Annotated in this window: 22 protein-coding genes; 17 read left to right on the top strand and 5 right to left on the bottom strand. The window is 65.0% G+C overall.

Annotated elements, in window-relative coordinates:
* Positions 1 to 20: 20 nt before the first annotated feature.
* From pbpC to ISP25_RS22890, 4 genes are read left to right on the top strand one after another with little or no spacing between them, the layout of a single operon-like run.
* A complete protein-coding gene (gene pbpC, locus ISP25_RS22905; protein ID WP_404611988.1) occupies positions 21 to 2,438 on the top strand; it encodes a penicillin-binding protein 1C in 2,418 nt (805 codons plus the stop codon).
* 60 nt (positions 2,439 to 2,498) lie between these two features.
* Positions 2,499 to 3,797, top strand: a complete 1,299-nt coding sequence (locus ISP25_RS22900; RefSeq protein ID WP_404611986.1) for an NAD(P)/FAD-dependent oxidoreductase — start codon at positions 2,499 to 2,501, stop codon at positions 3,795 to 3,797.
* On the top strand, positions 3,794 to 4,135 hold the full coding sequence (locus ISP25_RS22895; RefSeq protein WP_404611984.1) for a tRNA-binding protein: 342 nt from the start codon (positions 3,794 to 3,796) through the stop codon (positions 4,133 to 4,135). The genes ISP25_RS22900 and ISP25_RS22895 overlap by 4 nt, the downstream gene beginning before the upstream one ends.
* A 1-nt stretch (position 4,136) precedes the next feature.
* Complete coding sequence (locus ISP25_RS22890; protein ID WP_404611982.1) at positions 4,137 to 4,565, top strand: GNAT family N-acetyltransferase; 429 nt, start codon at positions 4,137 to 4,139, stop codon at positions 4,563 to 4,565.
* Positions 4,566 to 4,599: 34 nt separating this feature from the next.
* On the opposite strand, the gene ISP25_RS22885 is transcribed toward ISP25_RS22890, so the two are convergent.
* Positions 4,600 to 5,520 (bottom strand): MBL fold metallo-hydrolase, encoded by a 921-nt coding sequence (locus ISP25_RS22885; RefSeq protein WP_192157247.1) that lies wholly within the window; start codon positions 5,518 to 5,520, stop codon positions 4,600 to 4,602.
* A gap of 184 nt (positions 5,521 to 5,704) precedes the next feature.
* Here ISP25_RS22885 and ISP25_RS22880 point away from each other — a divergent pair, with 184 nt between their 5' ends.
* The 3 genes from ISP25_RS22880 (at position 5,705) to ISP25_RS22870 (ending at position 8,286) form a co-directional block, all read left to right on the top strand.
* The gene (locus tag ISP25_RS22880; RefSeq protein WP_404611980.1) at positions 5,705 to 6,604 is read left to right on the top strand and encodes a sulfotransferase family protein; all 900 of its coding nucleotides are present in this window, start codon (positions 5,705 to 5,707) and stop codon (positions 6,602 to 6,604) included.
* Between the two features lie 169 nt (positions 6,605 to 6,773).
* Complete coding sequence (locus ISP25_RS22875) at positions 6,774 to 7,037, top strand: DksA/TraR family C4-type zinc finger protein (RefSeq protein ID WP_404611978.1); 264 nt, start codon at positions 6,774 to 6,776, stop codon at positions 7,035 to 7,037.
* 145 nt (positions 7,038 to 7,182) lie between these two features.
* Positions 7,183 to 8,286, top strand: a complete 1,104-nt coding sequence (locus tag ISP25_RS22870; protein WP_404611976.1) for a hypothetical protein — start codon at positions 7,183 to 7,185, stop codon at positions 8,284 to 8,286.
* A 123-nt stretch (positions 8,287 to 8,409) separates the two neighbouring features.
* On the opposite strand, the gene ISP25_RS22865 is transcribed toward ISP25_RS22870, so the two are convergent.
* From ISP25_RS22865 to ISP25_RS22855, 3 genes are all read right to left on the bottom strand, one after another.
* Positions 8,410 to 9,615, bottom strand: coding sequence for an acetyl-CoA C-acyltransferase (locus ISP25_RS22865; protein ID WP_404611974.1), 1,206 nt, complete (start codon positions 9,613 to 9,615; stop codon positions 8,410 to 8,412).
* Between the two features lie 155 nt (positions 9,616 to 9,770).
* Positions 9,771 to 12,158, bottom strand: coding sequence for a 3-hydroxyacyl-CoA dehydrogenase/enoyl-CoA hydratase family protein (locus tag ISP25_RS22860; RefSeq protein ID WP_404611972.1), 2,388 nt, complete (start codon positions 12,156 to 12,158; stop codon positions 9,771 to 9,773).
* 76 nt (positions 12,159 to 12,234) lie between these two features.
* Positions 12,235 to 12,903: a TetR/AcrR family transcriptional regulator gene (locus ISP25_RS22855; protein ID WP_192157259.1), complete on the bottom strand. Its 669-nt coding sequence runs from the start codon at positions 12,901 to 12,903 to the stop codon at positions 12,235 to 12,237.
* 173 nt (positions 12,904 to 13,076) lie between these two features.
* On the opposite strand from ISP25_RS22855, the gene ndk reads away from it, so the two are divergent.
* The 8 genes from ndk (at position 13,077) to moeB (ending at position 21,442) form a co-directional block, all read left to right on the top strand.
* Positions 13,077 to 13,502: a nucleoside-diphosphate kinase gene (gene ndk / locus ISP25_RS22850; RefSeq protein WP_192157261.1), complete on the top strand. Its 426-nt coding sequence runs from the start codon at positions 13,077 to 13,079 to the stop codon at positions 13,500 to 13,502.
* A gap of 129 nt (positions 13,503 to 13,631) precedes the next feature.
* Complete coding sequence (gene rlmN, locus ISP25_RS22845) at positions 13,632 to 14,783, top strand: 23S rRNA (adenine(2503)-C(2))-methyltransferase RlmN (protein WP_192157263.1); 1,152 nt, start codon at positions 13,632 to 13,634, stop codon at positions 14,781 to 14,783.
* A gap of 22 nt (positions 14,784 to 14,805) precedes the next feature.
* Complete coding sequence (gene pilW, locus ISP25_RS22840; RefSeq protein ID WP_225578327.1) at positions 14,806 to 15,570, top strand: type IV pilus biogenesis/stability protein PilW; 765 nt, start codon at positions 14,806 to 14,808, stop codon at positions 15,568 to 15,570.
* Positions 15,567 to 16,586 carry a helix-turn-helix domain-containing protein gene (locus tag ISP25_RS22835; RefSeq protein WP_404611969.1) on the top strand — a complete coding sequence of 340 codons (1,020 nt, stop codon included), beginning with the start codon at positions 15,567 to 15,569 and terminating at the stop codon, positions 16,584 to 16,586. Before pilW ends, ISP25_RS22835 begins: the two co-directional genes overlap by 4 nt.
* 143 nt (positions 16,587 to 16,729) lie before the next feature.
* Positions 16,730 to 17,380 (top strand): YfgM family protein, encoded by a 651-nt coding sequence (locus ISP25_RS22830; protein ID WP_192157269.1) that lies wholly within the window; start codon positions 16,730 to 16,732, stop codon positions 17,378 to 17,380.
* Positions 17,377 to 18,600 carry an outer membrane protein assembly factor BamB gene (bamB, locus tag ISP25_RS22825; RefSeq protein ID WP_192157271.1) on the top strand — a complete coding sequence of 408 codons (1,224 nt, stop codon included), beginning with the start codon at positions 17,377 to 17,379 and terminating at the stop codon, positions 18,598 to 18,600. The genes ISP25_RS22830 and bamB overlap by 4 nt, the downstream gene beginning before the upstream one ends.
* Positions 18,601 to 18,622: 22 nt before the next feature.
* Positions 18,623 to 20,026, top strand: a complete 1,404-nt coding sequence (gene der / locus ISP25_RS22820; protein ID WP_192157273.1) for a ribosome biogenesis GTPase Der — start codon at positions 18,623 to 18,625, stop codon at positions 20,024 to 20,026.
* A 246-nt stretch (positions 20,027 to 20,272) separates the two neighbouring features.
* Positions 20,273 to 21,442 carry a molybdopterin-synthase adenylyltransferase MoeB gene (gene moeB, locus ISP25_RS22815; RefSeq protein ID WP_404611966.1) on the top strand — a complete coding sequence of 390 codons (1,170 nt, stop codon included), beginning with the start codon at positions 20,273 to 20,275 and terminating at the stop codon, positions 21,440 to 21,442.
* Here the strand turns inward: moeB and ISP25_RS22810 are convergent.
* Positions 21,403 to 22,002 (bottom strand): GNAT family N-acetyltransferase, encoded by a 600-nt coding sequence (locus tag ISP25_RS22810; RefSeq protein WP_404611965.1) that lies wholly within the window; start codon positions 22,000 to 22,002, stop codon positions 21,403 to 21,405. The genes moeB and ISP25_RS22810 overlap by 40 nt on opposite strands.
* 69 nt (positions 22,003 to 22,071) lie before the next feature.
* On the opposite strand from ISP25_RS22810, the gene folD reads away from it, so the two are divergent.
* Together folD and guaB are read left to right on the top strand one after the other, a co-directional pair.
* Positions 22,072 to 22,920: a bifunctional methylenetetrahydrofolate dehydrogenase/methenyltetrahydrofolate cyclohydrolase FolD gene (folD, locus tag ISP25_RS22805; protein WP_192157278.1), complete on the top strand. Its 849-nt coding sequence runs from the start codon at positions 22,072 to 22,074 to the stop codon at positions 22,918 to 22,920.
* Positions 22,921 to 22,989: 69 nt separating this feature from the next.
* Positions 22,990 to 24,450, top strand: coding sequence for an IMP dehydrogenase (gene guaB / locus ISP25_RS22800; protein ID WP_192157280.1), 1,461 nt, complete (start codon positions 22,990 to 22,992; stop codon positions 24,448 to 24,450).
* Positions 24,451 to 24,480 lie beyond the last annotated feature (30 nt).

The raw sequence follows: 24,480 nt of genomic DNA, 5'->3' as shown, positions 1-24,480 counted from the left end.
GGGGCACGCGGAGAGCTGCCATGGATGGCCGCGGCACCGGGGAGCGAGGCGACGAGTGGGGCGAGGAGCGGGTGTTCGCCATACGCTTGCTAAAGCGCCTGCTCATCCGCTGGCAGAACGGGTTGGTCGGCTTTGCGCTGCTGGCGGCTGTGCTCGTGGCTTGCCGCCTATGGCCGCACCAGCCATTGCGCGAGCGCCTGCCCAGTTCCACTGCGTTCTACGATGACAGCGGCCACCTGCTGCGATTAACGCTTGCCAGCGACGAGCAATACCGCCAATGGGTGCCGTTGAAGCAGGTCTCGCCACAACTCGTAGAAGGTGTACTGCTGCACGAGGATCGCTGGTACTGGTGGCATCCGGGCTTCAACGCATGGGGCCTGCTGCGTGGCGGGTGGGTCACCTATGTGCGGCATCGCCATCCGCAAGGCGGCTCTACCATCACCATGCAGCTTGCGCGCCTGCTTTGGGGTCTGGATACGCGTACGCCGTCGGGAAAATTGCGCCAGATCGCGCATGCGTTGCAGCTCGAGTTGTTCCATTCCAAGCGCGAGATCCTCGAGGCTTATCTCAACGACGCGCCCTACGGCAGCAACGTGCAAGGCGTGGGCGCGGCCAGCCTCGTGTATTTCGGCAAGCCACCCAGCGACCTCACCCTGCCGGAAGCGCTGACGCTGGCGGTGATTCCGCAGGAGCCTTCGCGTCCGCTGCAGAAGGGCGGCGTGCTCATCAATCCCGCCTTGGCGCGGGCACGCAACGATCTCTATGCGCGTTGGCTGCAAGAGCATCCGCGCGATGCCTCGTTCAAGCCGCTGTTCGACCTGCCGCTCACACTGCACCCCCTGGCCAGGTTGCCATTCGAGGCGCCGCATGCCGTGGACCAGTTGATCGCCGCGCAACGCGTGAGCGGCGAGCGCCTGCCGCCGCGCGTAGTCACAACCATCGATCTCGATCTGCAGCACAGCCTAGAACAGCAACTGTCCAACTATGTGCAGCGCAATGCCCCGCGCGGCATCCGCAATGCGGCTGCGCTGCTGATCGATACCCGCGATATGGGCATCAAGGCGATGGTGGGCTCGGCCAATTATTTCGACGCCGGCATCGAAGGGCAGAACAACGGCACGAACGCGAAGCGCTCGCCAGGCTCCGCACTCAAGCCCTTCATCTACGCATTGGGTTTCGATCAGGGTGTGCTGCATCCACAGACGGTGCTGCGCGACGTACCCAGTTCGTTCGGTCCCTATACGCCGGAAAATTTCGACGGGCATTTCCTCGGACCGATCACCGCCACTCAGGCGTTGATCCGCAGCCGCAACATCCCCGCCGTGTGGGTGGCCTCGCAGCTGCACCAGCCAAGCCTCTACGATTTCCTGCGGGAAGCCGGCATCAGCCGCCTCGCCAGCGAACAGCACTACGGTCTTGCCCTTGTGCTGGGCGGCGGCGAGGTGACCATGCAGGAACTGGGCGACCTCTACGCGATGCTTGCCAACCGCGGCGTGCTGCAGCCGTTGCGCCTGCGCGAGAGCGACCCGCAGGTGGGCGGCACGCGCTTGCTGAGCGATGCATCCAGCCTCATGGTGATGGACATGCTGCGGCAGAACCCGCGTCCCGATGCGGCCTTCGGTGCAGAGAACACGCGCCTGCCGGTGTACTGGAAAACCGGTACCTCGTGGGCCTTCCACGATGCGTGGACGGCGGGCAGCTTCGGTCCCTACGTGCTGGTGGTGTGGGTGGGCAATTTCGATGGCTCGGCGAACCCCGCCTTCGTCGGCGTGGACGCCGCTGCGCCGCTGTTCTTCCAGGTGGTCGATGCGCTGCGGGCGGAACGCCCGCATATGCAGGAACCGTCGCGGCACATGCCGGCCAATCTCAAGCGCGTGGAAATCTGCCTCGCCAGCGGTGACCTGCCCAGCCAATGGTGTCCGCAGCGCGGCTGGACGTGGTTCATTCCCGGCAAGTCGCCGATCCGCGTGGACACCATCCACCGTCCGCTGGTGATCGACGATGCGACCGGCTTGCCCGCTTGCCCGCCGTACGCAGACAAGCACACCCACGTGGAAGTGTTCGAGTTCTGGCCGTCCGATCTTGCGCAGGTGTTCGCGCAGGCCGGCATCCCGCGGCGAAAGCCGCCGCAGAATCCGGCTTGCGTCGATGCAGGACGCCCGATCGGCTCGCCGCCGCAGATCACCTCGCCGCTGCGCGCCAGCACCTATGCGATGCGTCTCGGGCAGCGGGACAGGACGGCGATTGCGTTCACGGCTAACGCTGATGCCGACGTGCACGCACTGTACTGGTTCGTGGACGATGCCTACGTAGGGCAGGGCAGGCCCGGCAGCAGCCTGTTCTGGCAAGCGCACAACGCAGGCGATTACCGCGTGCGCGTGGTGGACGACCACGGGCGCAGCGATGAACGGCCGCTGCAGGTGAGCCTGGTTCAATGAGGCTGGCGCAATGAATAGGCTATGCTCGCTCGCCTTGCCGTCGCACAGGGGCGCTCGCGCATGAAGCAACCATCGGTTTCGTCGTACTACGCAGCCACGGCATCGCCATACGAAGCGTATGCGCCGCTGCAAGGGCGACAGGAAGCACGTGTCGCCGTTGTCGGCGGCGGCTACGCCGGACTCAACACCGCGCTGGGCCTGGCCGAACGCGGCGTGCGCGACGTGGTGTTGCTGGAGCGCGAACGCGTCGGCTTCGGAGCATCGGGACGCAACGGCGGCTTCGTGTTCGCCGGGTATTCGCTGGGCGAACAGGCGTTGCTTGATCAGCTTGGCGAAACGCGTGCACGTGCGCTGTTCGGCCTCACGACGGCGGCCGTCGAACGGATTCGCGCACGCATTGCGCGGTACGCCATTGCCTGCGATGCGGTCGACGAAGGCGTGATCTGGGCCAACTGGTTCCGCGATCCCGAGGTGCTGCGCCGTCGGCAACAGTTGCTGTCCGAGCACTATGGCGTAGGTTGGGACTGGCTGCCGCAGGAGCAACTGCGCGAACGCGTCCGCAGTCCCCGCTACAGCGACGGCCTGTACGAGCACAATGCATTGCACCTGCACCCGCTCAACTACGCCATCGGTCTTGCCGCGGCCGCTGCTGGGCAGGGTGTGCGCGTGCACGAGCAGAGCGAAGTGCGGCGACTCAAGCGCGAAGGTTCGCGTTGGCTGCTTGGCACGGCGCAGGGCGAGCTGCTTGCCGAGCAGGTGGTGCTCGCCTGCGGCGGCTACCTCGCCGACTTGTACAAGCCCATCGACCGCGCCGTGCTGCCCATCGCCACTTATGTGATGGCTACCGAGCCGCTGGGTGAACGGCTCGACGAATGCCTCGCCACGCGCGCGGCGGTGTACGACAGCCGTTTTGCCTTCGACTACTACCGGCCGCTGCCCGACAAGCGCTTGCTGTGGGGCGGCCGCATCTCCATCCGCAACCGGTCGCCGCAAGCGGTGCAGCGCCTTCTCCGGCACGACCTGGCGCAGGTGTTCCCGCAACTCAAAGGCGCGAAGATCGAATACGCGTGGTCGGGTCTGATGAGCTATGCGCGCCACCAGATGCCGCAACTCGGCCGTGGCGAAGGCGACGATGCGGGGTTATGGTGGGCGCAAGCTTTCGGCGGCCACGGCCTGGCGCCCACTTGCGCGCTCGGTGAATTGCTGGCCGCCGCCATCGCCGAGGGCGACGATGGCTGGCGTCAGTTTGCCGACTACGGTTTGGCCAGTACCCACAAGCCCTTCGGCTTGCTTGCTGCACAACTCAACTATTGGTGGCAGCAGGCACGCGACGGATTAAAGACGAGATTGGAAGGATGAGCGAGACCACGGAAATAACCTGGGCGGATTTCGAGAAAGTGCTGATCGTGGCGGGCACGGTCACTAAGGTCGAGGTGTTCCCGGAGGCACGCAAACCCGCATGGAAAGTGTGGGCCGATTTCGGGCCCTACGGCGAAAGGAAGACCAGTGCGCAGATCGTGGCGTTGTACAAGTCCGAGGACCTGATCGGTCGGCAGATCGTTGGCATCATCAACTTCCCTGAGAAACAGATCGGCCCGTTCCGTTCGCAGTTCCTGCTGACCGGATTCCCAACCTCGGATGGCGTGGTGCTCACCGCCATCGAACGCCCGGTACCGAACGGCACGCGGCTGGCCTGAGATGGCCGCGCTGCGCACCGCGCGCGTCGATGACGCTATGGAAATCGCGCGGTTGGCCGGCGAATTGGGTTATCCGCTGGGCGTGGCCGCTATGGAAGATCGATTGCGCGCGATCCTGCCGTTGCCGCAACACCACGTGACCGTGGCGCAAGACGGGAATGGTGGGCTGCTCGGCTGGATCGCGATCGAGCGCCGTCTCACGCTGGAATCGGGCGAACGTATCGAGATCGTCGGGTTGGTGGTGGATGCGGCGGCGCGCGGCACGGGCATCGGGCGCGCACTGGTTGCCGATGGCGAGCATGGGCACACGCGCAGGGCTTCGAGTCGATCGGCGTGCGTTCCAACGTGGCGCGCGAGCGTTCGCACCCGTTTTACGAAAATCTCGGGTATGCGCGGGTCAAGACGCAGCACGTATATCGCAAGGTACTGAAGTAAGGCTCGCGGCTTTCAGGCGTGGTGTGTCGTCAAGCGCGATCCAGCCAAACTTCCAGACCCTGCGCGTTCAATTCGATATCCATGGCCAGCAATGAAGCGAGCGCATCGCGCCCTTCGGTCCAGCCATGCGCGATGGCGCGCGCCGCATACAGTGCAGTGAGCGCCTCGACCAAACTCGCGTGCCGGTTTGGTTTGCCATGTGCGGCACGCGCAATTGCCACCATGGCATCGATCTGTGCATGCAGGTCGCCGGCCAGACGGCCAACTTCTTCGACGCGGCCGTAATGGGTGAGGTATACCGCCGATGGGTTCAAAGCAACCAGGCGGCGCAAGGAAGCGTGCAGTGCTTCGGGATCGAATTGCACCGGCGAGGTGGTGGGAAGCACGAAGGGACCGTTCGCCGTGTCGAACTCACGGTAGGAAAGGCCGAACACGTCGCCGGTAAAGCAGGCGTTGGTGCGTGCGTCATGCACTGCAAGGTGGTGCTTGGCGTGGCCTGGTGTGTCGAGGCAGTGCAGGCTCCGGCCGGCGAGATCGACGCTGTGACCGTCCGGTGCTTCGACCACCCGTTCGACGGGCACGGGGCGCAGCCGGCCGTAGGTCGATTCCATCACCTGTTCGCCGTATACCGCACTGGCTCCGGCCCATAGTTGGGATGGATCGACCATGTGCCGCGCACCGCGCGGATGCACCACCAGTTTTGCGTTCGGCAGGCATGCCATCAGTTCGCCAGCGCCGCCCGCATGATCCAGATGTACGTGGGTAAGGATCAGCCAGTCCACATCCTCTGGTCGGAGACCGGCGTCCTCCAGAGCAGCCAGCATGCGCGGCACTGCATGATTGGTGCCGCAATCGACGAATGCGCCACGCCCGTTTTCCACGATGAGATAAGCCGCGTCGAAGCGCGGTCGCACAAAGCCGGTATCGATGGTGTGGATGCCTTGCGTCATGGCAGGCTCCGTCGCTGTGAAGGCTGCAGCCTAGCAAACACGCGGATCGAGCCCCTCGGCACTTTGCCAGGAGCATTACCTGTTGCGTTTTGTAAAGTGACATGACGCATTCAACCGCGTACGATCTTGCTCGTTGGCGTACAGTCAGGTTTGTGTACGGCCGTTAAAAGAGGTATGCATCACCATGCAGCGCATTTTCATCGTCGGCTGCCCTCGCTCCGGCACTACACTCGTGCAGGCGATGTTGGCGCGGCATCCGACGATTCTGACCATGCCGGAAACAGCGTTTTTCGAGCACCTGTATGGTGATCTGGCGTGGCGTTGGGGCGATCTTGATGCCAAGCCGCAGCGACGCCGCCTGCGACAGCACCTCGGCTTCGCACGCAAGCAGGCGCGCGGGGCGTTGCAACCCTTGCGCGACATCGATCCAGACATGTTCGCTCTCCCGGAGTGGCCGTTGCGCACCGGCAGTTGCGTGCGCGGTTTTATAAGATCGCTCGATGCACGGGCGCAGGCCGAGGGACGTACGGCCTGGGTTGAAAAAACGCCGAGCCACTTGCTTTACATTCCGGAGATCGAGCGACACGTGCCGGACGCGCGTTTCGTGCACGTGATCCGCCCTGGCGAGGACGTACTGGCTTCGATTACGGATGCGAGCCTGCGTTACGCAGGTTTCAACACCATGGGCATTGGCCTCGTGCCCTGGTCGCGTCGCTGGAACCGTGCCGCGCAGATCCATGCCAGGCACGCGCAGCAGCCGCACCACCATTTCGTTTTCCTGGACGACCTTACCCGCGACATGCACCACGAGTGGCGGCGCCTGTGCGCCTTCCTGCACATCGACGCCAGAGCCAAGCTTGGCGCCAGCTGCAACCAGCCCATTGCCGACCTGCGCAACGAACCGTGGAAGCACGACGCGGTGAGTGGCCTGCCTGGCAAGGCCAAGCGCAAGGCCGAGGGCCTGTTCGGGCCGCAGATGCGCGAATGGCTGCAACAGCAATTGGTACCCTACGAGGAGCTCCGGCACAGCTGTGCCGGAAGCGAGCAGCAAGCGGAGTGCGGCGTCAGCTATCTGTTCAGTTGACGTAATCACGCGGTTCGCGGCTATTCCGCAAGTTCCAGCGTGAGTGATTCACACGACAAAGAGGCGAGCGGGTGCATCATCCGTCGTTTGGCGGCGACCCCGAAACGGCTGGAAATCCGAGCGCGGCACCCGCATATCGTGTAATCAGCCATAACTCGCGGAGGTTCCCATGGCGACCGGATGGGCCGGCGATGGCGCCGTACAGGATCAGATCGACGCCACAGTCGCCGATGCGGTGCAGCGTGCCCGCAATCAATTGAAGCGCGGTCCCAGTCTCAGCCATTGCGAGGAATGCGGCGCGTCGATTCCAGCGGCACGACGTACTGCAATAGCCGGCGTGCGCTTGTGTGTGAGCTGCCAGCAGGCCCACGACGCAGAGCATGCTGCCAATCTCTACAACCGCCGCGGCAGCAAGGACAGTCAGTTGCGCTGAACACCTGCGTGGTCTGCATTCATGCAAGGCCAAGCGCGATTGGGCGACACTTCGCCTCTTTGTTCCAGACGAGGCGAGCCACTTGCCCGATTCCATTGCTAAACATGGCACGAGATTTCTGTTGATCGCGGCCGGAAGCCTGTTGATGCTTCCGCTTTTCGCGAAATCTCCGCCGACGGCGGCAGGTCCGCTCAACGTACATGTGCGCAACGACAGCATGACGCTGCGCGTGGCCAAGGCGCCGCAAGCCTATCTCGCCGGTACCATCAACGACGCGGCCGTGGCGCAGGTGCGGCAACTGCTGGACGCGGGGAAGCTGATGCCTGGCTCGGACGTGTATCTGGATTCGTCTGCAGGCGACATCGCGGCTGGCATGGAGCTAGGCAAGCTGTTCCGCACTTCGCGCTTCAACACGCATTTGGGAACCTGGCATACCGGCAATTCGCCAGCGCTTCCGGCAACCTGTCTTGACGCCTGCGCCTATGCCTACCTGGGCGGCGTGTACCGTTGGTCGCCCAGTGGCTCCGACCGCATTGGTCTGCACGACAACCTGCAGGCGAACCGCGCCACCGATCCTTCTTCGCAAGCGGCGGACACGGACAGCTATGTAGAGTCGATGGGCGTGCGTCCGGCCGATTTCGCACAGGTGGCCGGTCTGGTGGTGAATGGCGTTGCATGGTGGAACACGGAAAAGCTGGTTGCCACACAGGTGGCCAACAACGGTCGCTTGCCGTTGGAGGCGTCCTATCAAAATGCACCGGGCGCGCCGCCCTCGTTGCTGCTGTCACAGATGGTGCACGGCAGGCAGAATCAGGTGACGCTGCAATGCTCGCCCGGGCAGGTCACGCTGACTGCCCGCTACGTCGTGGGTTCCGAGCGCACGGAGCTGCTGGCTGCGCGCGCCATGTATGCCTACTTCCAGGTGGGCGACCAGGCGTGGCAACAGCATCAGGGTGACCGCCCCCATGCGGATGGCGACGCATTGGTGTTCTCGCGCCAGATGCCGTTCACCCAGCTCACGCCGGTGTTACAGGCGATGTCACTGGGCATATGGTTCGAGATCACCGGTAGTCCGATTCGCGTGGGTTTCTGGGTTGCCCCGGCACAAGTCCAAAAACTCACACAACCCTTCTTGTCGGATTGCCAGGCCATGCAGCCTGGATATATACCCCCGAAGCCCTCCGATAGTCAGTCGCTGCAGACCAAACCTTCGTTCTGGAAACGGATGGTGGATAAGCTGCGGAACTGATCTTCCCGACACGAAAACGGCGCCCGATGATGGGCGCCGTTTTCGCTTTCGAAGAGTGCAGCCAAGCGTGGCCTTCTTTGACTTTTGCAGCCTGACGAAGATCGCCAAGCTCAATGGCACCCGTCAAACCGCTTCGAAGATGCCTGCCGCGCCCATGCCGGTGCCGATGCACATGGTCACCATGCCGTACTTCTGCTTGCGGCGGCGCAGGCCGTGCAGAAGGGTGGCGATGCGTACCGCGCCGGTGGCGCCGAGCGGGTGGCCCAGAGCGATGGCGCCGCCCAGCGGATTGACCTTGGCGGGGTCGAGCTTGAGGTCGCCCATCACGGCCAGGGCCTGCGCGGCGAAGGCTTCGTTGAGTTCGATCCAGTCGAGCTGGTCCTGCGTGATGCCGGTCTGCTTGAGCGCCTTCGGGATCGCTTCCTTGGGGCCGATGCCCATGATCTCGGGCTTGACGCCGGCCACGGAGAAGCCCACGAAGCGGGCCAGCGGCTGCAGGTTGTATTCCTTGATCGCCCTCTCACTGGCCAGCAGCACGGCGCCGGCGCCATCGGACATCTGCGAGGAATTGCCCGCGGTGACGGTGCCTCCGAACTGGCCGTTGCGGAACACGGTCTTGAGCTTGCCCAGCACCTCGGCCGTGGTCCCGGCACGCGGGCCTTCGTCGGCGGCGATGGTACGGCTGTCGGTGGCGATGCCGCGGGTGGCGAGGTCGGGGTAGCGGTCGTCGAGTTGGAAGGGACTGATCTCGTCGTTGAACTCGCCGGCTGCCTGCGCGGCCAGCGCGCGGCGGTGGCTTTCCACGGCGAAGGCGTCCTGCGCCTCGCGACTGACCTTCCACTGCTTGGCCACGTTCTCGGCGGTGATGCCCATGCCGTAGGCGATGCCGATGTGCTCGTTGCTGAAGATCGCGGGGTTCATCGCGATCTTGTGGCCCATCATCGGCACCATGCTCATGCTCTCGGTGCCGCCGGCGAGCATCAGGTCGTCTTCGCCGAGGCGGATGCGGTCGGCGGCCATCGCCACGGCCTGCAGGCCTGATGAGCAGAAGCGGTTGATGGTGACGCCGGGCACGGTGTCGGGCAGGCCGGCCAGCAGCACGCCGATGCGTGCCACGTTCATGCCTTGCTCGGCTTCCGGCATGGCGCAGCCGATGATGGCGTCGCCGATGCGGTGTGGATCGATGCCTGGCGCCTGTGCCATCACAGCCTTGATGACGTGGGCCAGCATGTCGTCGGGGCGGGTATTGCGGAATACGCCGCGCGGCGCCTTGCCGACCGGGGTACGGGTAGCGGCGACGATGTAGGCGTCTTGCACTTGCTTGCTCATGGTTCTTGCTCCGTGGCGTCGCGCAGAGGTGCGGCGACGCGCCTTGGTTTGTTTTGTTCGTCATTCCGGCGTAGGCCGGAATCCAGTTTCGACAGCGATCGGTTTCCGCCACTGGATCCCGGCCTGCGCCGGGATGACGTGCTTGTGAAGTCCGGTCAGTTCCTGAGCGGCTTGCCGGTGGTCATGGTGTGCGCGATGCGGGCCTGGGTCTTCTCGGTCTTGGCCAACTCCACGAAGTGCTTGCGCTCCAGTTCCAGCAGCCACTCCTCGTCCACCAGCGAACCGCGCTCCACGTTGCCGCCGCACAGGCAGTCGGCGATGCGGGTAGCGATGGCGATGTCGTGCTCGGAGGCGAAGTAGCCGGCCTGCAGGTTGGCCAGCGAGGCCTTGAAGGTGGCGGTGCCCACGTCGCCGGCGACCGGTACGGAACGCTGATACAGCGGCGGTCGGTAACCGGATTCGGCCAGGGACAGTGCGATCCTCTTCGCCACGTAGAGCAGTTCGTAGGCGTTGAACACGATGACGTCGCTGTCGCGCAGCAGGCCCATGTTCTTCGCCTCGATGGCACTGGGCGAGACCTTGGCCATCGCCACGGTTTCGAACACCTTCTTCAGCGACTCGAACGGATCGGCCGGATTGGCCTTGGCCGCGCGTACGGCCAGCTCATGCAGGCCGCCGCCGGCAGGCAGCAGGCCCACGCCGGCCTCGACCAGGCCGATGTAGCTTTCCAGCGCGGCCACAGTGCGCGCGGAGTGCATCTGGAACTCGCAGCCGCCGCCCAGTGCGAGCCCGCGCACGGCGGAGACCACCGGCACCAGCGCATGCTTGATGCGCATGCTGGTGCGCTGAAAGTTGGCGACCATCTGCTCGAAGTCGTCGAACTTGCCCGCCTGCAGCAGGCACAGTGCACCCTTCAGGTCCGCGCCGGCGGAGAACGGCTCGCCGTTCTGCCAGATCACCACGGCCCTGAGCTTTTCCTCGGCGACGCCGATGGCGTGCTGGATGCCGTCGAGCACCTGGTCGTTGACCGTGTGCATCTTGGTCTTGAACGAGATGATGCCGACGCCGTCGTCGCCCAGCGTCCACAGGCGCACGCCGTCGTTCTCCCACACCGTGCTGCCCTGGTCGAGCTTCTCGCCGAGGATGGGATCGGGGAACAGCTGGCGCTGGTAGATCGGGTGCGCGGAACGCGGCTTGTACTTGCCGTTGGCAGCCGACCAGGAGCCGTCCTTGCCGTGCACGCCGTCGCGGCCGTCCAGCACCCATGCGGGCAGAGGCGCGCTGCTCATGGCCTTGCCGGCGGCAATGTCTTCCTGCACCCACTGCGCCACCTGCTGCCAGCCGGCGGCCTGCCAGGTCTCGAACGGGCCAAGCTTCCAGCCGTAGCCCCAGCGAATGGCGAAGTCCACGTCGCGCGCGGTGTCGGCAATGTTGGCGAGATGGTAGGCGGTGTAGTGGAACAGGTCGCGGAAGGTGGCCCACAGGAACTGCGCCTGCTTGTCCTGCGAGGCGCGCAGCTTGGCGAATTTCTCGGCGGGGTTCTTGATCGCCAGGATGGCGGTGACTTCGTCCGAAGCCTTCTGCTCGGAGGCGCGGTAATCCTGTTTGGCGACGTCGAGCACCACGATGTCCTTGCCGGCCTTGCGGTAGAAGCCGGCGCCGTTCTTCTGGCCCAGCGCACCCTTTTCGATCAGCGCGGAGAGCCATGCGGGCGCCTTGAAGTAGGCATGCCACGGGTCGTCGGGCAGGGTGTCGGCCATGGTCTTGATGACATGCGCCATGGTGTCCAGGCCCACCACGTCGGCGGTTCGGTAGGTGGCGCTCTTCGGGCGGCCCACGGCGGGGCCGGTGAGCGCGTCCACCACGTCGAAGCCCAGGCCGAACTGTTCGGTATGGTGCATGGTGGCCAGCATCGAGAACACGCCGATGCGGTTGCCGATGAAGTTGGGCGTGTCGCGGGCGATCACCACGCCCTTGCCCACGGTAGTGACCAGGAAGGCCTCGAGGCCTTCGACCACCTTCGGGTCGGTGAGGCGGGTCGGGATCACTTCGACCAGGTGCATGTAGCGCGGCGGGTTGAAGAAATGCACGCCGCAGAAACAGTGGCGTATCTCCTCCGGCAGTGCCTCGGCGAGACCGTTGATTGACAGGCCCGAGGTGTTTGACGCCAGCACCGCGGTGGGCGAGACGTGTGGGGCGATCTTTTTGTAGAGATCCAGCTTCCAGTCCATCCGCTCGGCGATGGCTTCCACGATCAGGTCGCAGCCTTCCAGGAGGGCGAGATGCTGGTCGTAGTTGGCAGGGATGATGGCGGTGGCGAGGTTGGCGTCGGCCAGTGGGGCGGGGGAGAGCTTCTTCAGGTGTTCGATGGCCTTCAGCGCGATGCCGCTCTTGGGGCCTTCCTTCGCGGCAAGGTCGAAAAGCACGGTTTCGACGCCAGCGTTGGTCAGATGCGCGGCGATCTGCGCACCCATGACGCCGGCGCCGAGCACGGCCGCCTTGCGGATGCGCAGCGTCGGGGTGGTGGTGGATGAAGCGGTCATGGAAGTCTCCGGATGAAGGACAGCATGCGAAACGAAGTTGATCGAAGCGGTGGCGCGGTCGTGGCGGCGCGATAAGTCAGGTGGCGTTGAGTCCGGCGGCAGCGAAGCGGATCAGGTGCTGCACGGTCTGCTCGCGATGGGCGCGTTCGCTGACGTCGCTCTTGCGCTGGATGATGCCGAAGCCGGACATGGCATGAGTCAACGCGCCGGTCGCCAGGTCGATGCGCCAGTACAGTTCCTCCTTGCTCAGTCGCGGCAGCAGGCGGGCGAACTCGGCGGTGAACTGGCGCATCACATGCCCATAGTTCTCGGACAGGAATTTGCGCAGGCCGTCGTCGTGCTCCGCGAAGGCTCGCGCCAGCACGCGCATGAACAGCGAGCCTTCGTCCTCGTGCGACAGCTCCAGGGCGGGGCGGATGAAGGCATCGAGCACATCTTCCAACCGTGTGTCGGGTTTGCCTGCGACCTTGGCCAGTGCGGCGAGGCGCTGGGCGTTCAGCGCGTCCAGCCGGCGCCGGAACACCTGCTCGACCAGTTTTTCCTTGGAGCCGAAGTGGTAGTTGACCGCCGCGAGGTTGACCCCGGCGGCACTGGTCAACTGGCGCAGCGAGGCCCCATCGAAGCCACGTTGAGCGAACAGGGTCTCGGCGGCGCCGAGTATGCGTTCCTTGGTGGAGCCGGTGCGGTTCACGGGTCGGGTCAATCCACGTGGCCAAGGGAAGGATTCAAACGATCGTTTGAGCATACGCGTGCGGATTGGTCGGCGTCAAACCATGAGGGGCGCCGGCCCTACTTCGGCTTGCGAATGGAATAGAATCTGTCAAACTTCGCGTTCTAAACCCGCATTCCAAGTCGGTTTTGGCCATTCCTGGCGCGATGCCGGCTTCACATTTCGATCCCCTTTACCGGAGCACACCCATGGCGCTGGAGCGCACCCTTTCCATCATCAAGCCTGACGCCGTCGCCAAGAACGTGATCGGCGAGATCTACGCCCGTTTCGAAAAGGCCGGTCTCAAGGTTGTCGCCGCCAAGCAGAAGCAGCTGTCGCGCGCCGAAGCCGAAGGTTTCTATGCCGTGCACAAGGAGCGTCCGTTCTTCAAGGCGCTGGTGGATTTCATGATCTCCGGCCCGGTGATGATCCAGGTGCTGCAGGGCGAGAACGCCGTCCTCAAGAACCGCGAGCTGATGGGCGCCACCAATCCGAAGGAAGCCGCGCCCGGCACGATCCGCGCCGACTTCGCCGACTCCATCGACGCGAACGCCGTGCACGGTTCCGACGCTGCCGAGACGGCTGCAGTCGAGATCGCCTACTTCTTCGCTTCTACCGAAGTGCACGCGAGGTAATGCGTTCACCTTTAGAACGCAAAGATCAAGAAGCGGCCGTCCACGGCCGCACGAGTTAAACCAAAGCGTTCATCCGTGAACGCGAAAATCAAAAAGCGGCCATCCATGGCCGCACTCTGAAACAAGGACATGAACCAGGTAGCCGCCATTCCATCCGATCAGCCCGGCGCCGCCGGCAAGGTCAACCTGCTCGACTTCGATCGTCAGGGTCTGCGCGATTTCTTCGCGCAGCTTGGCGAGAAGCCGTATCGCGCCGAGCAGGTGATGAAGTGGATCTACCACCACCTCGAGTCCGATTTCGGCAACATGACCGACGTGGGCAAGGCGCTGCGCGCCAAGCTCGAGGCGAGCTGCCACGTCGGCCCTCCGCAGACCCTGGTGGACAAGGCTGCTGCCGACGGCACGCACAAGTGGTTGCTGGGCATGGACGGCCGCAACGCGGTGGAGGCGGTGTACATCCCCGAACCCACCCGCGGCACGCTGTGCGTCTCCTCGCAGATCGGTTGCGCGCTGAACTGCCAGTTCTGCTCCACCGGCGCGCAGGGTTTCAACCGCAACCTCGCCACCGCCGAGATCATCGGCCAGATGTGGGTGGCGGCGAAGCAGCTGGGCAACGTCACCCACCAGAACCGTCGCATCACCAATGTGGTGATGATGGGCATGGGTGAGCCGCTGGCGAACTTCGACAACGTGGTGCGGGCGATGAGCCTGATGCGCGATGACCTGGGCTTCGGCCTTGCATCCAAGCGTGTCACGCTGTCCACCGCCGGCATGGTGCCGATGATCGACAAGCTGTCGGAAGTCATCGACGTGTCGCTGGCGGTGTCGCTGCACGCGGCCAATGACGAGCTGCGCACCGAGCTGGTGCCGCTCAACAAGCGCTATCCGCTGGCCGAGCTCACTGCGGCCTGCCAGCGCTGGATCGCGCGCAAGCCACGCACCTCGATCACCTTCGAATATACCTTGATGAAGGGCGTGAACGATCAGCCGGAGCATGCGAAGCAGCTGATCCGCTTCATGCGCAAGCTGCCGACCTGCAAGGTCAACCTGATCCCGTTCAATCCCTTCCCGGGCACGCGCTTCGAGCGCTCCGATGCCGAAACCATCCGAGCGTTCCAGACCCAGTTGCTCAATGCCGGCATTCTCACCATGCTGCGTCGCACCCGCGGCGACGACATCGACGCCGCCTGCGGCCAGCTGGCCGGGCAAGTGAACGATCGCACCCGCCGCAGTGCGGGGATTCGCCAACGCGTGGAACAAGGGGAGGCGCATGCGCTGTAAATCGCTGGTTGGACTCAGCCTCATGCTGGCGCTGGCCGGCTGCGTGACAGTGCACAACGACGGCAACGGCCCCGGGCCGACCGACCATATCCCCAAGGCCAGCAAAGCCGATCAGCGCGAGGATGCAGCCCGTATCCATACCGACCTGGCCCAGCACTACCTGGCCGCGGGCAATCTGGAAGGGGCGCTGGACAAACTGAAGCTGGCGTTGCAGTTCGACCCGAACTACATCCCTGCTCACACCGTGATCGCGTTCGTCTACGAGAAGATCAACAAGCTCCCCGAGGCGGAGACCAATTACCGCCAAGCGGTTGCGCTCGCCCCGGACAAGGGCGATGTGAACAACAATCTGGGCCAGTTCTTGTGCAGCACCGGCAAGGAGCAGGAGTCCCTCGGCTATTTCAGGAAGGCCGTGGCCGACCCGTTCTACGCCACGCCGGATATGGCACTTACCAACGCCGGTATCTGCCAGTTGAAGATGGGTGATCAGGCCGGCGCAGAAGCGAGTTTTCGTGACGCAATCGCGCGAAATCCGGGCAATGGCGATGCACTTTTCCACCTTGCCGAAGTACTCTATACGCAAGGGGATGCATTTCGTGCCAGGGCTTTCATCCAGCGCTTCGATGCGTTGGGCAAGCCGACTGCGGCCTCCCTCAAGCTTGGTTACGATATCGAATCGCGCTTGGGCAATACGGATGCAGCCCAGTCTTATCTCGGGCGTTTGCAGGGCCAGTTCCCGGACTCGGAACAGGCCCGCGCCCTGAAAGCCACCGCCAGTCGTCCATGAACAACATGCAGCCTTCCCAGTCCGGCCAAGATCCGGCCGCGCCCGATCTGTTCGCCCAGCAGGATGGAAACACGGAAGCCAGCTTTGCAATGGTTGTGCAAGCCGACCCCGATGTCGCCTTCGGCAATCGCCTGCGCGCGGCGCGCGAAGCTCGCGGGCTTGAGCTGGGGGCTTGCGCGCATGCCTTGAGGTTGCCGCTGCGCATCCTCCGCAAGCTGGAGCATGGCGAGCACGACGGCATCGATTCGCGGGTCTACCTGGCCAGCTATATCGGCAAGTACAGCCAGTACCTGGGCATCGACGATACGGCGATCCAGGCCGAACTGGCGCGTGCCCACCATGTCGAGCCGGCACTTGTCGCCACCGGCGGCATTTCGCACTCGCGTTTCCTGTTCGACCGTTATGCCACCGCTGCCACCTATGTGGTGCTGACCCTGGTCATCGCGGTACCCACGGTCTGGTTTGGTGTGCGCAGCACGCTGGATCGCGACCTCAGCCACCTGACTCCGCTGGACGCCTCGCCGGTGGCCCAGCAGGACACGCAACAGGTTGCGGCGCCAGCCAAGTCGACTGCGCCGACCCTGGTGGCAAAAGCCCCTGATGCGCAACCTTCGGACGACCAGCCGCTGATGGCTTCGATGGCGCCGTTCCCGAGCATGGACAATGGCAGCTTGGCATCGCCGAAGGCCAGCGTACCGGCGCCAGCGGAGAGTGCAGGCGCCACGGCGGCTACCGTCGGTACGGGTGGCCACAGCATCACGCTGAGCCTGACTGCTGCCAGTTGGGTCGAGGTGGTCGGGCAGGATGGCTCGCGGCTGGAATACGGTCTGCTGCCCGCCGGAACCAGCAAGACATGGCGCAGCGACCAACCGCTGGATGTGCGCATCGGCAATGCCGATGGTGCGCAGATGAGCATCGACGGCCAACCCGTGGCACTCGATGCGTTGCGCCATGCCAACGTGGCGCATTTCCGCATGCAGATTGCTGCCGGCAAGGCTACTGCAGCCGTTCTCTGACGCGCGCTGCCGCGCCTGCGAACCATTCATTTCGGTTATGCTTGCCCATTCTTCGTCCGACTTCGGGCGAAGGGTGAAGGCGAGCCGTTTTCTCGCCTCCGGCCGGCGTGCGCATAGCGCGCGGCACCCACGAACGGTGAAGCATGGCATTCGACGCATACGACGATTACGAACAAAGCGAACGTGTCCAGAAATGGCTGCGCGAAAACGGTCTCTCCATCGCCGTTGGCATCGCGATCGGCCTGGTCGGCATTTTCGGTCTGCAGCAGTGGCGCAAGCACCAGGCCAATAGCGAGGCCGCTGCGGCCACGCTGTACCAGCAGGCCGATGTGGCGATCGCCAGCGGCAAGCCGGATGCTGCAACGGCCTTCGTCGACGAGTTGATGAAGGACTACGCCAAGTCGCCCTATGCACTGTTTGCGGTCAGCGACCGTGCGAAGCAGCAAGTGCAGGACAAGCAGTTCGACAAAGCCATCGTTTCGCTGCAGTGGGCTGCGGCGCATGCCGCCAGTCCGGCGCTGAAGTCGTTGGTGCAGTTGCGCATGGCTCGCGTGCAATTGGCCAAGGGCGACGGTCAGGCCGCTTTGGCCACGCTGGAAGCCATGCCGGCCGGCGATTACACCGGCCTGAATCAGGAACTCCGCGGCGACGCACTGGTCAAGTTGGGACGCGCCGACGACGCACGCAGGGCATACCAGGCGGCGATGGCGGCATTGGGTGAGGACGCGCCGCAACACGCCGTCCTGCAGATGAAAATCGACGATCTGGCCGTGGCCGGGAAGCAGGGTGCATGAAAGACGTGGTGAAGAAGAGCGCATGGCTGCTTGCTTTGGGTTCGCTGGCGCTGCTGGCTGGCTGTAATTCGTTCAAGAAGAAGAACATCGAGCCGCCGACCCCGCTGGACAAGCACTTCACGCCCACCGTACAGGTCAGCAAGGTCTGGACGGCGCGCATTGGCGATGGCGCCGGCATCAGCGGTGTGCGCCTGCGTCCGACCGTGGTTGACGGCGTGCTGTATGCGGTGAGCACCGACGGCAAGATTGCCGCGTTCGACGCCGCCAGCGGCAAGCAGCTGTGGGAAAAGACCACCAAGGTCAAGAAGGGCTGGTTCGGCTTCGGCGGCAAGAAAGGGAAGGCGATTCCCGACGGCTCCTATGCCGGCAGCCCTGCCGTGGCCGGCAACCTGCTCGCGGTGGGAACACTGGACGGGTATGTCTACGGCATGAACCCGAAGGACGGCAGCCCGTTGTGGTCGTCCGAGCTGGATTCCGAAGTGACCGCCGCACCGGCGATCAGCGGGGATCTGGTGATCGCGCGCACCCAGGACGGCCGCGTGTACGGCCTCGACGCCGCCACCGGCAAGCGCCGCTGGGTTTACGACCAGGGTACCGTGCCCTCGCTCAGCCTCCGCGGCTACGGTACGCCGCTGGCGGCGAACGGCGTGGTATTCATCGGTAGCGACGACGGCAAGCTGGTCGCGCTGCGCCAGGACAACGGCGAGAAGCTGTGGGAACAGCGGCTGGCCAATGGCGACGGTCGTACCGATATCGAGCGTCTCGACGACGCGGACGGCACGATCCTGCTCGATGGCAGCACGCTGTATGGTTCCGCCTATCATGGCGACCTCACCGCGATCGACGGCCCCAGCGGCCGCCCGCTGTGGTCGCACCCGTTCTCCACCTACACCTCGCTGAGCCTGGGAGGCAGTGCCCTCTATGGCGTGGACGACCAGGGCGAAGTGTGGGCATTCGACCGCAGCAGCGGCTCCGACATGTGGAAGGACGCCAAGCTCAAGTACCGCTGGCTCACTGGCCCCGCGGTGCAGGGCAACTATGTGGTGGTCGCTGACGCCTACGGTTTCGTGCATTGGTTGCAGACCAGCGACGGCGCACTGGCCGCGCGCATCCGCCTGTCCAAGAAGCCGATCCAGGCCCAGCCGCTGGTAGTGGGCGACACTGTGTACGTCGAGGATGTGAAGGGCCATATCGGCGCTTACCGCCTCGCTGCGCACTGATCGCCGGGAACCATGCGCTGTCATGCTGCCCGTCGTCGCCCTGGTCGGTCGCCCCAATGTCGGTAAATCGACCCTTTTCAACGCGCTGACGCGCAGCCGCGACGCCCTGGTGGCCGACCTGCCGGGCGTCACGCGCGATCGCCATTACGGTATCTGCCATCTCGTAGAAGAGCGACCATTTGTGGTGGTCGATACCGGCGGTCTTTCCGGCGTGGAAGAAGGCCTCGATGCGCTCACTGCGCAGCAGGTGCGCCTCGCCATCGACGAAGCGCAGGCGCTGGTGTTCGTGCTGGACGCGCGCGACGGCCTGCTGCCGCAGGATCGCACCATCCTCGACGAGCTGCGCCGTAGCGGCAAGCCCATCATCGCCGCGGTCAACAAGACCGACGGCCTCGACGAGCAGGCCGCGCTGGCCGAGTTCGCCGCCTTCGGCATCGCCGCCACGCTGCCGTTGTCCGCCGCGCACAACCGCGGCACCGATCGCCTGCTCGCCACGCTGCAGCCGCTGTTGCCGGAGGACACGGACGGGGAACTTGCGCCGGACGAGAGCGACAGCATCCGCGTCGCCATCGTCGGCCGACCGAACGCGGGCAAGTCCACCCTGATCAATCGCCTGCTCGGCGAAGACCGGCTGATCGTCTCCGACGTCGCCGGCACCACGCGCGACCCGATCCGCGTGCCGCTGGAGCGCGACGGCCGCAAGTACACCCTGATCGACACCGCCGGCGTCCGTCGCCGCGCGCGCGTCGAGGAAGCGGTGGAGAAGTTCAGCGTCATCAAGACCCTGCAGTCGATGGCCGCCGCGCAGGTCGTGGTGATGTTGATCGACGCGCGCGAAAACCTCGCGGACCAGGACCTCACCCTGATCGGCCACGCGCTGGACGAGGGCAGGGCACTGGTGATCGCGGTGAACAAGTGGGATGGCCTCGATGCCTACCAGCGCGAACGCTGCCAGGAAGCGCTGGCGCGCCGCCTGCAGTTCGTGGAGTGGGCGAAGCACGTCTACATCTCCGCCTTGCACGGCTCCGGTCTGCGCGAGCTGATGCGGGCCGTCGTGCGCGCGCATGCTTCCGCGACCAAGGAACTGAATTCGTCCGACCTCACCCGTTCGCTGGAAAAGGCCTACCAGAACTACCAGCCGCCGTTGGTGCGCGGGCATGCACCCAAGCTGCGCTTCGCCCATCCCGGCGGCAGCAATCCGCCGACTATCGTGATCCATGGCAGCCGCACCAAGCACATCGCGCCGGCCTACCAGCGCTACCTCGAAAACTTCTTCCGCAAGCGCTACAAGCTCGAAGGCACCTCGATCCGCATCGTGTTCCGCGAGGGCGAGAATCCCTATGCCGGCAAGAAGAACGTGCTCACTGAAGGCCAGATGCGCAAGCGCCAGCGCATGATCCGTGAGATGAAGAAGCGCAAGAAATAGGCCACTTCAATCGAACCGGCATCCATGGCACCCGCGCCGGTTGCAGGTCGCCACTTCGCGGAAAGCACGAACCCGCTTGGCCCGTTTGCTTCCTCTCCCCGCCGGGGTGAGGATTGAGGTGAGGGGTGGGTGCTCGCAAAAGCACACCATCGAAGCACGCTTCGTAGCTCCTTCATCGCCAGCCCGTCTCCTCACCCCGACCCTCTCCCCGCTGGGGAGAGGGGGACGGCGCGCTACACTTCGCACATGCCTCCCCATACCCATCGCGACACCTTGCTGGCCGAGCTCCGCGGTCGCATTCCCGAGCTGTCTCCTGCCGATGCGCTCGCGTGCCAGACGCAAGGCGCCTTGCTGGTCGACGTGCGCGAGGACGGCGAACGCGCCGCCGGCACGCCGGCGGATGCGCTGGGCTTGTCGCGTGGCTTCCTGGAACTGCGCATCGAGCAGGCCGAGCCGGATCGCGCACGTCCCATCCTCACTTTGTGCGGCAGCGGCGTGCGTTCGTTGCTGGCAGCGGAAACCCTGCAACGCATGGGCTATCGCGACGTGCGTTCTGTGGCCGGCGGCTTTGAGCGCTGGAAAAGTGAGGGCTTGCCCATCGTTACCGGGGCACTGGATGCCGATGCGGCCGAGCGGTATGCGCGCCAGTTGCGCCTGCCGCAAGTGGGCGAAGCGGGGCAGGCAAGGCTCGCGGAAGCGAAGGTCGTGCTGCTCGGCGCCGGCGGCCTGGGTGCGCCGGCGTCGCTGTATCTCGCCGCGGCTGGCGTGGGGCAACTCACGCTGATCGACGACGACCGCGTGGAGCGTTCCAACCTGCACCGGCAGGTGATCCACGCCGACGCGCGCGTGGGCATGGCCAAGACCGAATCGGCACGTATCGCGCTGAGTGCATTGAACCCGCGCGTGCGCATCCGGACATGCAACGAACGCCTGCATGTCGGCAACGTGGAACGTCTGCTCGAAGGCCACGATGTGCTGATCGATGGCGCCGACAATTTCCCCGCACGTTACCTGCTCGCCGCGGCTTCGCAGCGACTGAAGCTGCCGATGGTCTACGGCGCGGTGGAGCGCTTCACCGGCCAGGTCAGCGTGTTCGATCCGCGCCGGGCGGATTCGCCGTGCTACCGCTGCCTGTTTCCCGAGCCGCCGGCGGCGGCCGATGCGCCGAACTGCAGCGAAGCCGGCGTGCTCGGCGTGCTGCCCGGCATCGTGGGCCTGCTGCAGGCCACCGAGGCGCTCAAGCTGATCCTCGGGTTGGGCGACTCCCTGGTCGGCCGCCTGCTGTCCTTCGACGCGCTGGGCATGCGTTTCCGCGAGACGCGCCTGCCGCGTGATCCGGCTTGCCCGGGCTGCGGAGTGGGCGCATGTTTCACGGGTTACGAAGACATCGCCGCATTCTGCGCCGCGGCCGGCTGATCGAGGTCGGTCGGCACCAACCCGTAGACCACGGCATCTTCGGATTGCCCGTGCATCAACACGCGGCTTCTTGCAATACCTTCGCGCCTGGCGCCGATGCGCTCGGCACAGCGCTGGCTGGCGAGGTTGCCTGTGGCCGCGACAATCTCGATCCGCTGCAATCCCAGCGTTTCAAAGCCGAATACCGCAACAGCGCGTGCAGCGTGCGCGGCATACCCACGACCGTTGACGGAAGTGCGCATCCAGTAGCCGAGATTGCCGCGCATATTGCGTTCGTCCAACTGGTTGAGGCCAACACCACCCGCCAGCCGCCCGGTCGCGTCGAATACCGCGAAGGCGTACTGGCCGCCTGCATCCCAGCCCTGCTTGCAGGCGGCGATGCGCTGGCGCGCGGCGTCCAGGTCATAGTTCACGTGGCACCACTGCAGCCATCGCCCCACGCTGTCCAGCGACTCCCGGATGGCCTCGTGCAAGGCTTGCGCGTCATCGTCCCGCCAGGGACGCAAGGCGAGTGGCGGGATAGCGAGCTCCGCGGGTCCGGGGGGATTTTGTAAGGGCATGGGCAAAGTAGGTTTGTGCGGGTGGCGGACAGTCAGGATAATGTTGCGCTTTGCAAACAGAAAAGCCCCATGAGCGCACGCATCCTCGACGGCAAACGCATCGCGCAGGAACTGCTGGATCGGATCGGCAGGCGCGTCGCCGAGCGCAAGGCCCAGGGCCGTCCTGCACCCGGGCTGGCCGTGGTGCTCGTGGGCGACGACGCGGCGTCCTCGGTGTATGTGCGCAACAAGCGCAAGGCCTGCCATCAGGTGGGTTTCCGCTCGTTCGACTACGACCTTCCGGCCAGCACGACCCAGGAAGAACTGTTCGCGCTGATCGATCGGCTCAACGCCGATCCGGAGGTGCACGGCATCCTGGTGCAGTCGCCGTTGCCGGAGCACATCGACGAGGATGCGCTGGTCGACCGCATCGATCCGGCCAAGGACGTGGACGGCTTCCAGGCGGTGAACGTGGGGCGCCTCGCGCTGCGTCGCTTCGGCCTGCGTCCGTGCACGCCCAAGGGTGTGATGACCCTGCTTGGCCACACCGACCGACCGGTGCGCGGACAGCATGCCGTGGTTGTTGGCGTCTCCAACCACGTGGGCCGTCCGCTGGCGCTGGAGCTGCTGATTGCCGGCTGCACCACCACCTGCTGCCACAAGTTCACCCGCGACCTGGAAGGCCATGTGCGCCAGGCCGACATCGTGATCGTCGCCGTGGGCCGTCCGGGGCTGGTGAAGGGCGAATGGATCAAGCCTGGCGCCGTGGTGGTCGACGTCGGCATCAACCGCCTCGACGACGGTCGGCTGGTGGGCGACGTGGAATTCGCACCGGCCGCCGAACGTGCCAGCTGGATCACGCCGGTACCCGGCGGCGTCGGCCCGATGACCGTGGCCACGCTGATGGAAAACACGCTGGAAGCCGCCGAAGCGCGTTGAGATTCAGCTGCCGCGCTGGCGGCATGCTGCAGTGCCGCGTATAATCCTCTCTTTGCAGCGGGGCATACCATGCGCATTCTCGCCGAGGCTCTCACCTACGACGACGTCTTCCTCGTTCCGGGCCATTCCACCGTGCTGCCGCGCGACGTGGACACCTCCACCCGGTTCACCCGCAATCTGCGCCTGAACATCCCGATCGTCTCCGCGGCGATGGACACCGTGACCGAAGCGCGCCTCGCCATCACCATGGCGCAGCAGGGCGGCATAGGCATCATCCACAAGAACATGACGCTCGAGCAGCAGGCCGCCGAAGTGCGCCTGGTGAAGAAGTTCGAGGCGGGCGTGATCCGCAACCCCTTCAGCGTGAGCCCGGACACCTCGATCAGCGAGGTGCTCAAGCTCACCCGTGCGCACAACATCTCCGGCGTGCCGGTGGTGGAAGGCGAGAAGCTGGTCGGCATCGTCACCAGCCGCGACATGCGTTTCGAGCGCAAGCCCAACGACCCGGTGCGCAACATCATGACCCGCCAGGAGCGCCTGGTGACGGTGAAGGAAGGCGCCAGCCAGGACGAGGTGCTGCAGCTGCTGCACAAGCACCGCATCGAGAAGGTGCTGGTGGTCAACGACGACTTCCAACTGCGCGGCCTGATCACCGTGAAGGACATCCAGAAGGCGCGTGACAACCCGAATTCGGTCAAGGACCGCAACGAGGCGCTGCTGGTCGGCGCCGCGGTGGGCGTGGGCGGCGACACCGAGCGCCGGGTGGAGGCGCTGGTCGAGGCCGGCGTGGACGTGCTGGTGGTGGATACCGCCCACGGCCATTCGCAGGGCGTGATCGATCGCGTGGCCTGGGTGAAGAAGCAGTTCCCGCAGGTGCAGGTGGTGGCCGGCAACATCGTCACCGGCGACGCCGCGCTGATGTTGCGCGACGCCGGCGCCGATGCGGTGAAGGTGGGCGTGGGCCCCGGTTCGATCTGCACCACCCGCGTGGTGGCAGGCGTGGGCGTGCCGCAGATCACGGCCATCGACATGGTGGCCACGGCGCTGAAGGATTCCATTCCGTTGATCGCCGACGGCGGCATCCGCTATTCCGGCGACGTCCCCAAGGCGCTGGCTGCGGGCGCAAGCTCGGTCATGCTCGGCTCGATGTTCGCCGGCACCGAGGAATCGCCGGGCGAGGTGGAGCTGTTCCAGGGGCGTTCGTACAAGAGCTACCGCGGCATGGGCTCCATCGGCGCGATGCAGCTGGGCTCCAAGGACCGCTACTTCCAGGACAACGAAGCCGACGCCGACAAGCTGGTGCCCGAAGGCATCGAAGGCCGCGTGCCGTACCGCGGTTCGCTGCGCAACATTATCCACCAGCTGATCGGCGGCTTGCGTGCCTCGATGGGCTACCTCGGCGCTGCCACCATCGACGACGTGCGCAACAAGGCGCAGTTCGTGAAGGTGACTTCGGCCGGCGTGACCGAAGCGCATCCGCACGACATCCAGATCACCAAGGAAGCGCCGAACTACCGGCTGAATTCCTGACGAATGCGGGGGCGCTTGCGCTCCCTCTTG

The organism is Rhodanobacter hydrolyticus (assembly GCF_044904645.1).
This window is presented reverse-complemented; position numbering and strand designations above follow the sequence as displayed.

What these genes read in the sequence shown, in the direction of transcription:
- ISP25_RS22885 (WP_192157247.1), bottom strand. Translation starts at nt 5,520, where the DNA reads ATGACGCAAGGCATCCACACCATCGATACCGGCTTTGTGCGACCGCGC.
- ndk (WP_192157261.1), top strand. Translation starts at nt 13,077, where the DNA reads ATGGCGCTGGAGCGCACCCTTTCCATCATCAAGCCTGACGCCGTCGCC.
- der (WP_192157273.1), top strand. Translation starts at nt 18,623, where the DNA reads ATGCTGCCCGTCGTCGCCCTGGTCGGTCGCCCCAATGTCGGTAAATCG.
- ISP25_RS22835 (WP_404611969.1), top strand. Translation starts at nt 15,567, where the DNA reads ATGAACAACATGCAGCCTTCCCAGTCCGGCCAAGATCCGGCCGCGCCC.
- moeB (WP_404611966.1), top strand. Translation starts at nt 20,273, where the DNA reads ATGCCTCCCCATACCCATCGCGACACCTTGCTGGCCGAGCTCCGCGGT.
- ISP25_RS22895 (WP_404611984.1), top strand. Translation starts at nt 3,794, where the DNA reads ATGAGCGAGACCACGGAAATAACCTGGGCGGATTTCGAGAAAGTGCTG.
- ISP25_RS22810 (WP_404611965.1), bottom strand. Translation starts at nt 22,002, where the DNA reads ATGCCCTTACAAAATCCCCCCGGACCCGCGGAGCTCGCTATCCCGCCA.
- folD (WP_192157278.1), top strand. Translation starts at nt 22,072, where the DNA reads ATGAGCGCACGCATCCTCGACGGCAAACGCATCGCGCAGGAACTGCTG.
- pilW (WP_225578327.1), top strand. Translation starts at nt 14,806, where the DNA reads ATGCTGGCGCTGGCCGGCTGCGTGACAGTGCACAACGACGGCAACGGC.
- ISP25_RS22830 (WP_192157269.1), top strand. Translation starts at nt 16,730, where the DNA reads ATGGCATTCGACGCATACGACGATTACGAACAAAGCGAACGTGTCCAG.
- ISP25_RS22875 (WP_404611978.1), top strand. Translation starts at nt 6,774, where the DNA reads ATGGCGACCGGATGGGCCGGCGATGGCGCCGTACAGGATCAGATCGAC.
- ISP25_RS22860 (WP_404611972.1), bottom strand. Translation starts at nt 12,158, where the DNA reads ATGACCGCTTCATCCACCACCACCCCGACGCTGCGCATCCGCAAGGCG.
- pbpC (WP_404611988.1), top strand. Translation starts at nt 21, where the DNA reads ATGGATGGCCGCGGCACCGGGGAGCGAGGCGACGAGTGGGGCGAGGAG.
- ISP25_RS22855 (WP_192157259.1), bottom strand. Translation starts at nt 12,903, where the DNA reads ATGCTCAAACGATCGTTTGAATCCTTCCCTTGGCCACGTGGATTGACC.
- ISP25_RS22900 (WP_404611986.1), top strand. Translation starts at nt 2,499, where the DNA reads ATGAAGCAACCATCGGTTTCGTCGTACTACGCAGCCACGGCATCGCCA.
- ISP25_RS22880 (WP_404611980.1), top strand. Translation starts at nt 5,705, where the DNA reads ATGCAGCGCATTTTCATCGTCGGCTGCCCTCGCTCCGGCACTACACTC.
- rlmN (WP_192157263.1), top strand. Translation starts at nt 13,632, where the DNA reads ATGAACCAGGTAGCCGCCATTCCATCCGATCAGCCCGGCGCCGCCGGC.
- ISP25_RS22870 (WP_404611976.1), top strand. Translation starts at nt 7,183, where the DNA reads ATGCTTCCGCTTTTCGCGAAATCTCCGCCGACGGCGGCAGGTCCGCTC.
- guaB (WP_192157280.1), top strand. Translation starts at nt 22,990, where the DNA reads ATGCGCATTCTCGCCGAGGCTCTCACCTACGACGACGTCTTCCTCGTT.
- bamB (WP_192157271.1), top strand. Translation starts at nt 17,377, where the DNA reads ATGAAAGACGTGGTGAAGAAGAGCGCATGGCTGCTTGCTTTGGGTTCG.
- ISP25_RS22890 (WP_404611982.1), top strand. Translation starts at nt 4,137, where the DNA reads ATGGCCGCGCTGCGCACCGCGCGCGTCGATGACGCTATGGAAATCGCG.
- ISP25_RS22865 (WP_404611974.1), bottom strand. Translation starts at nt 9,615, where the DNA reads ATGAGCAAGCAAGTGCAAGACGCCTACATCGTCGCCGCTACCCGTACC.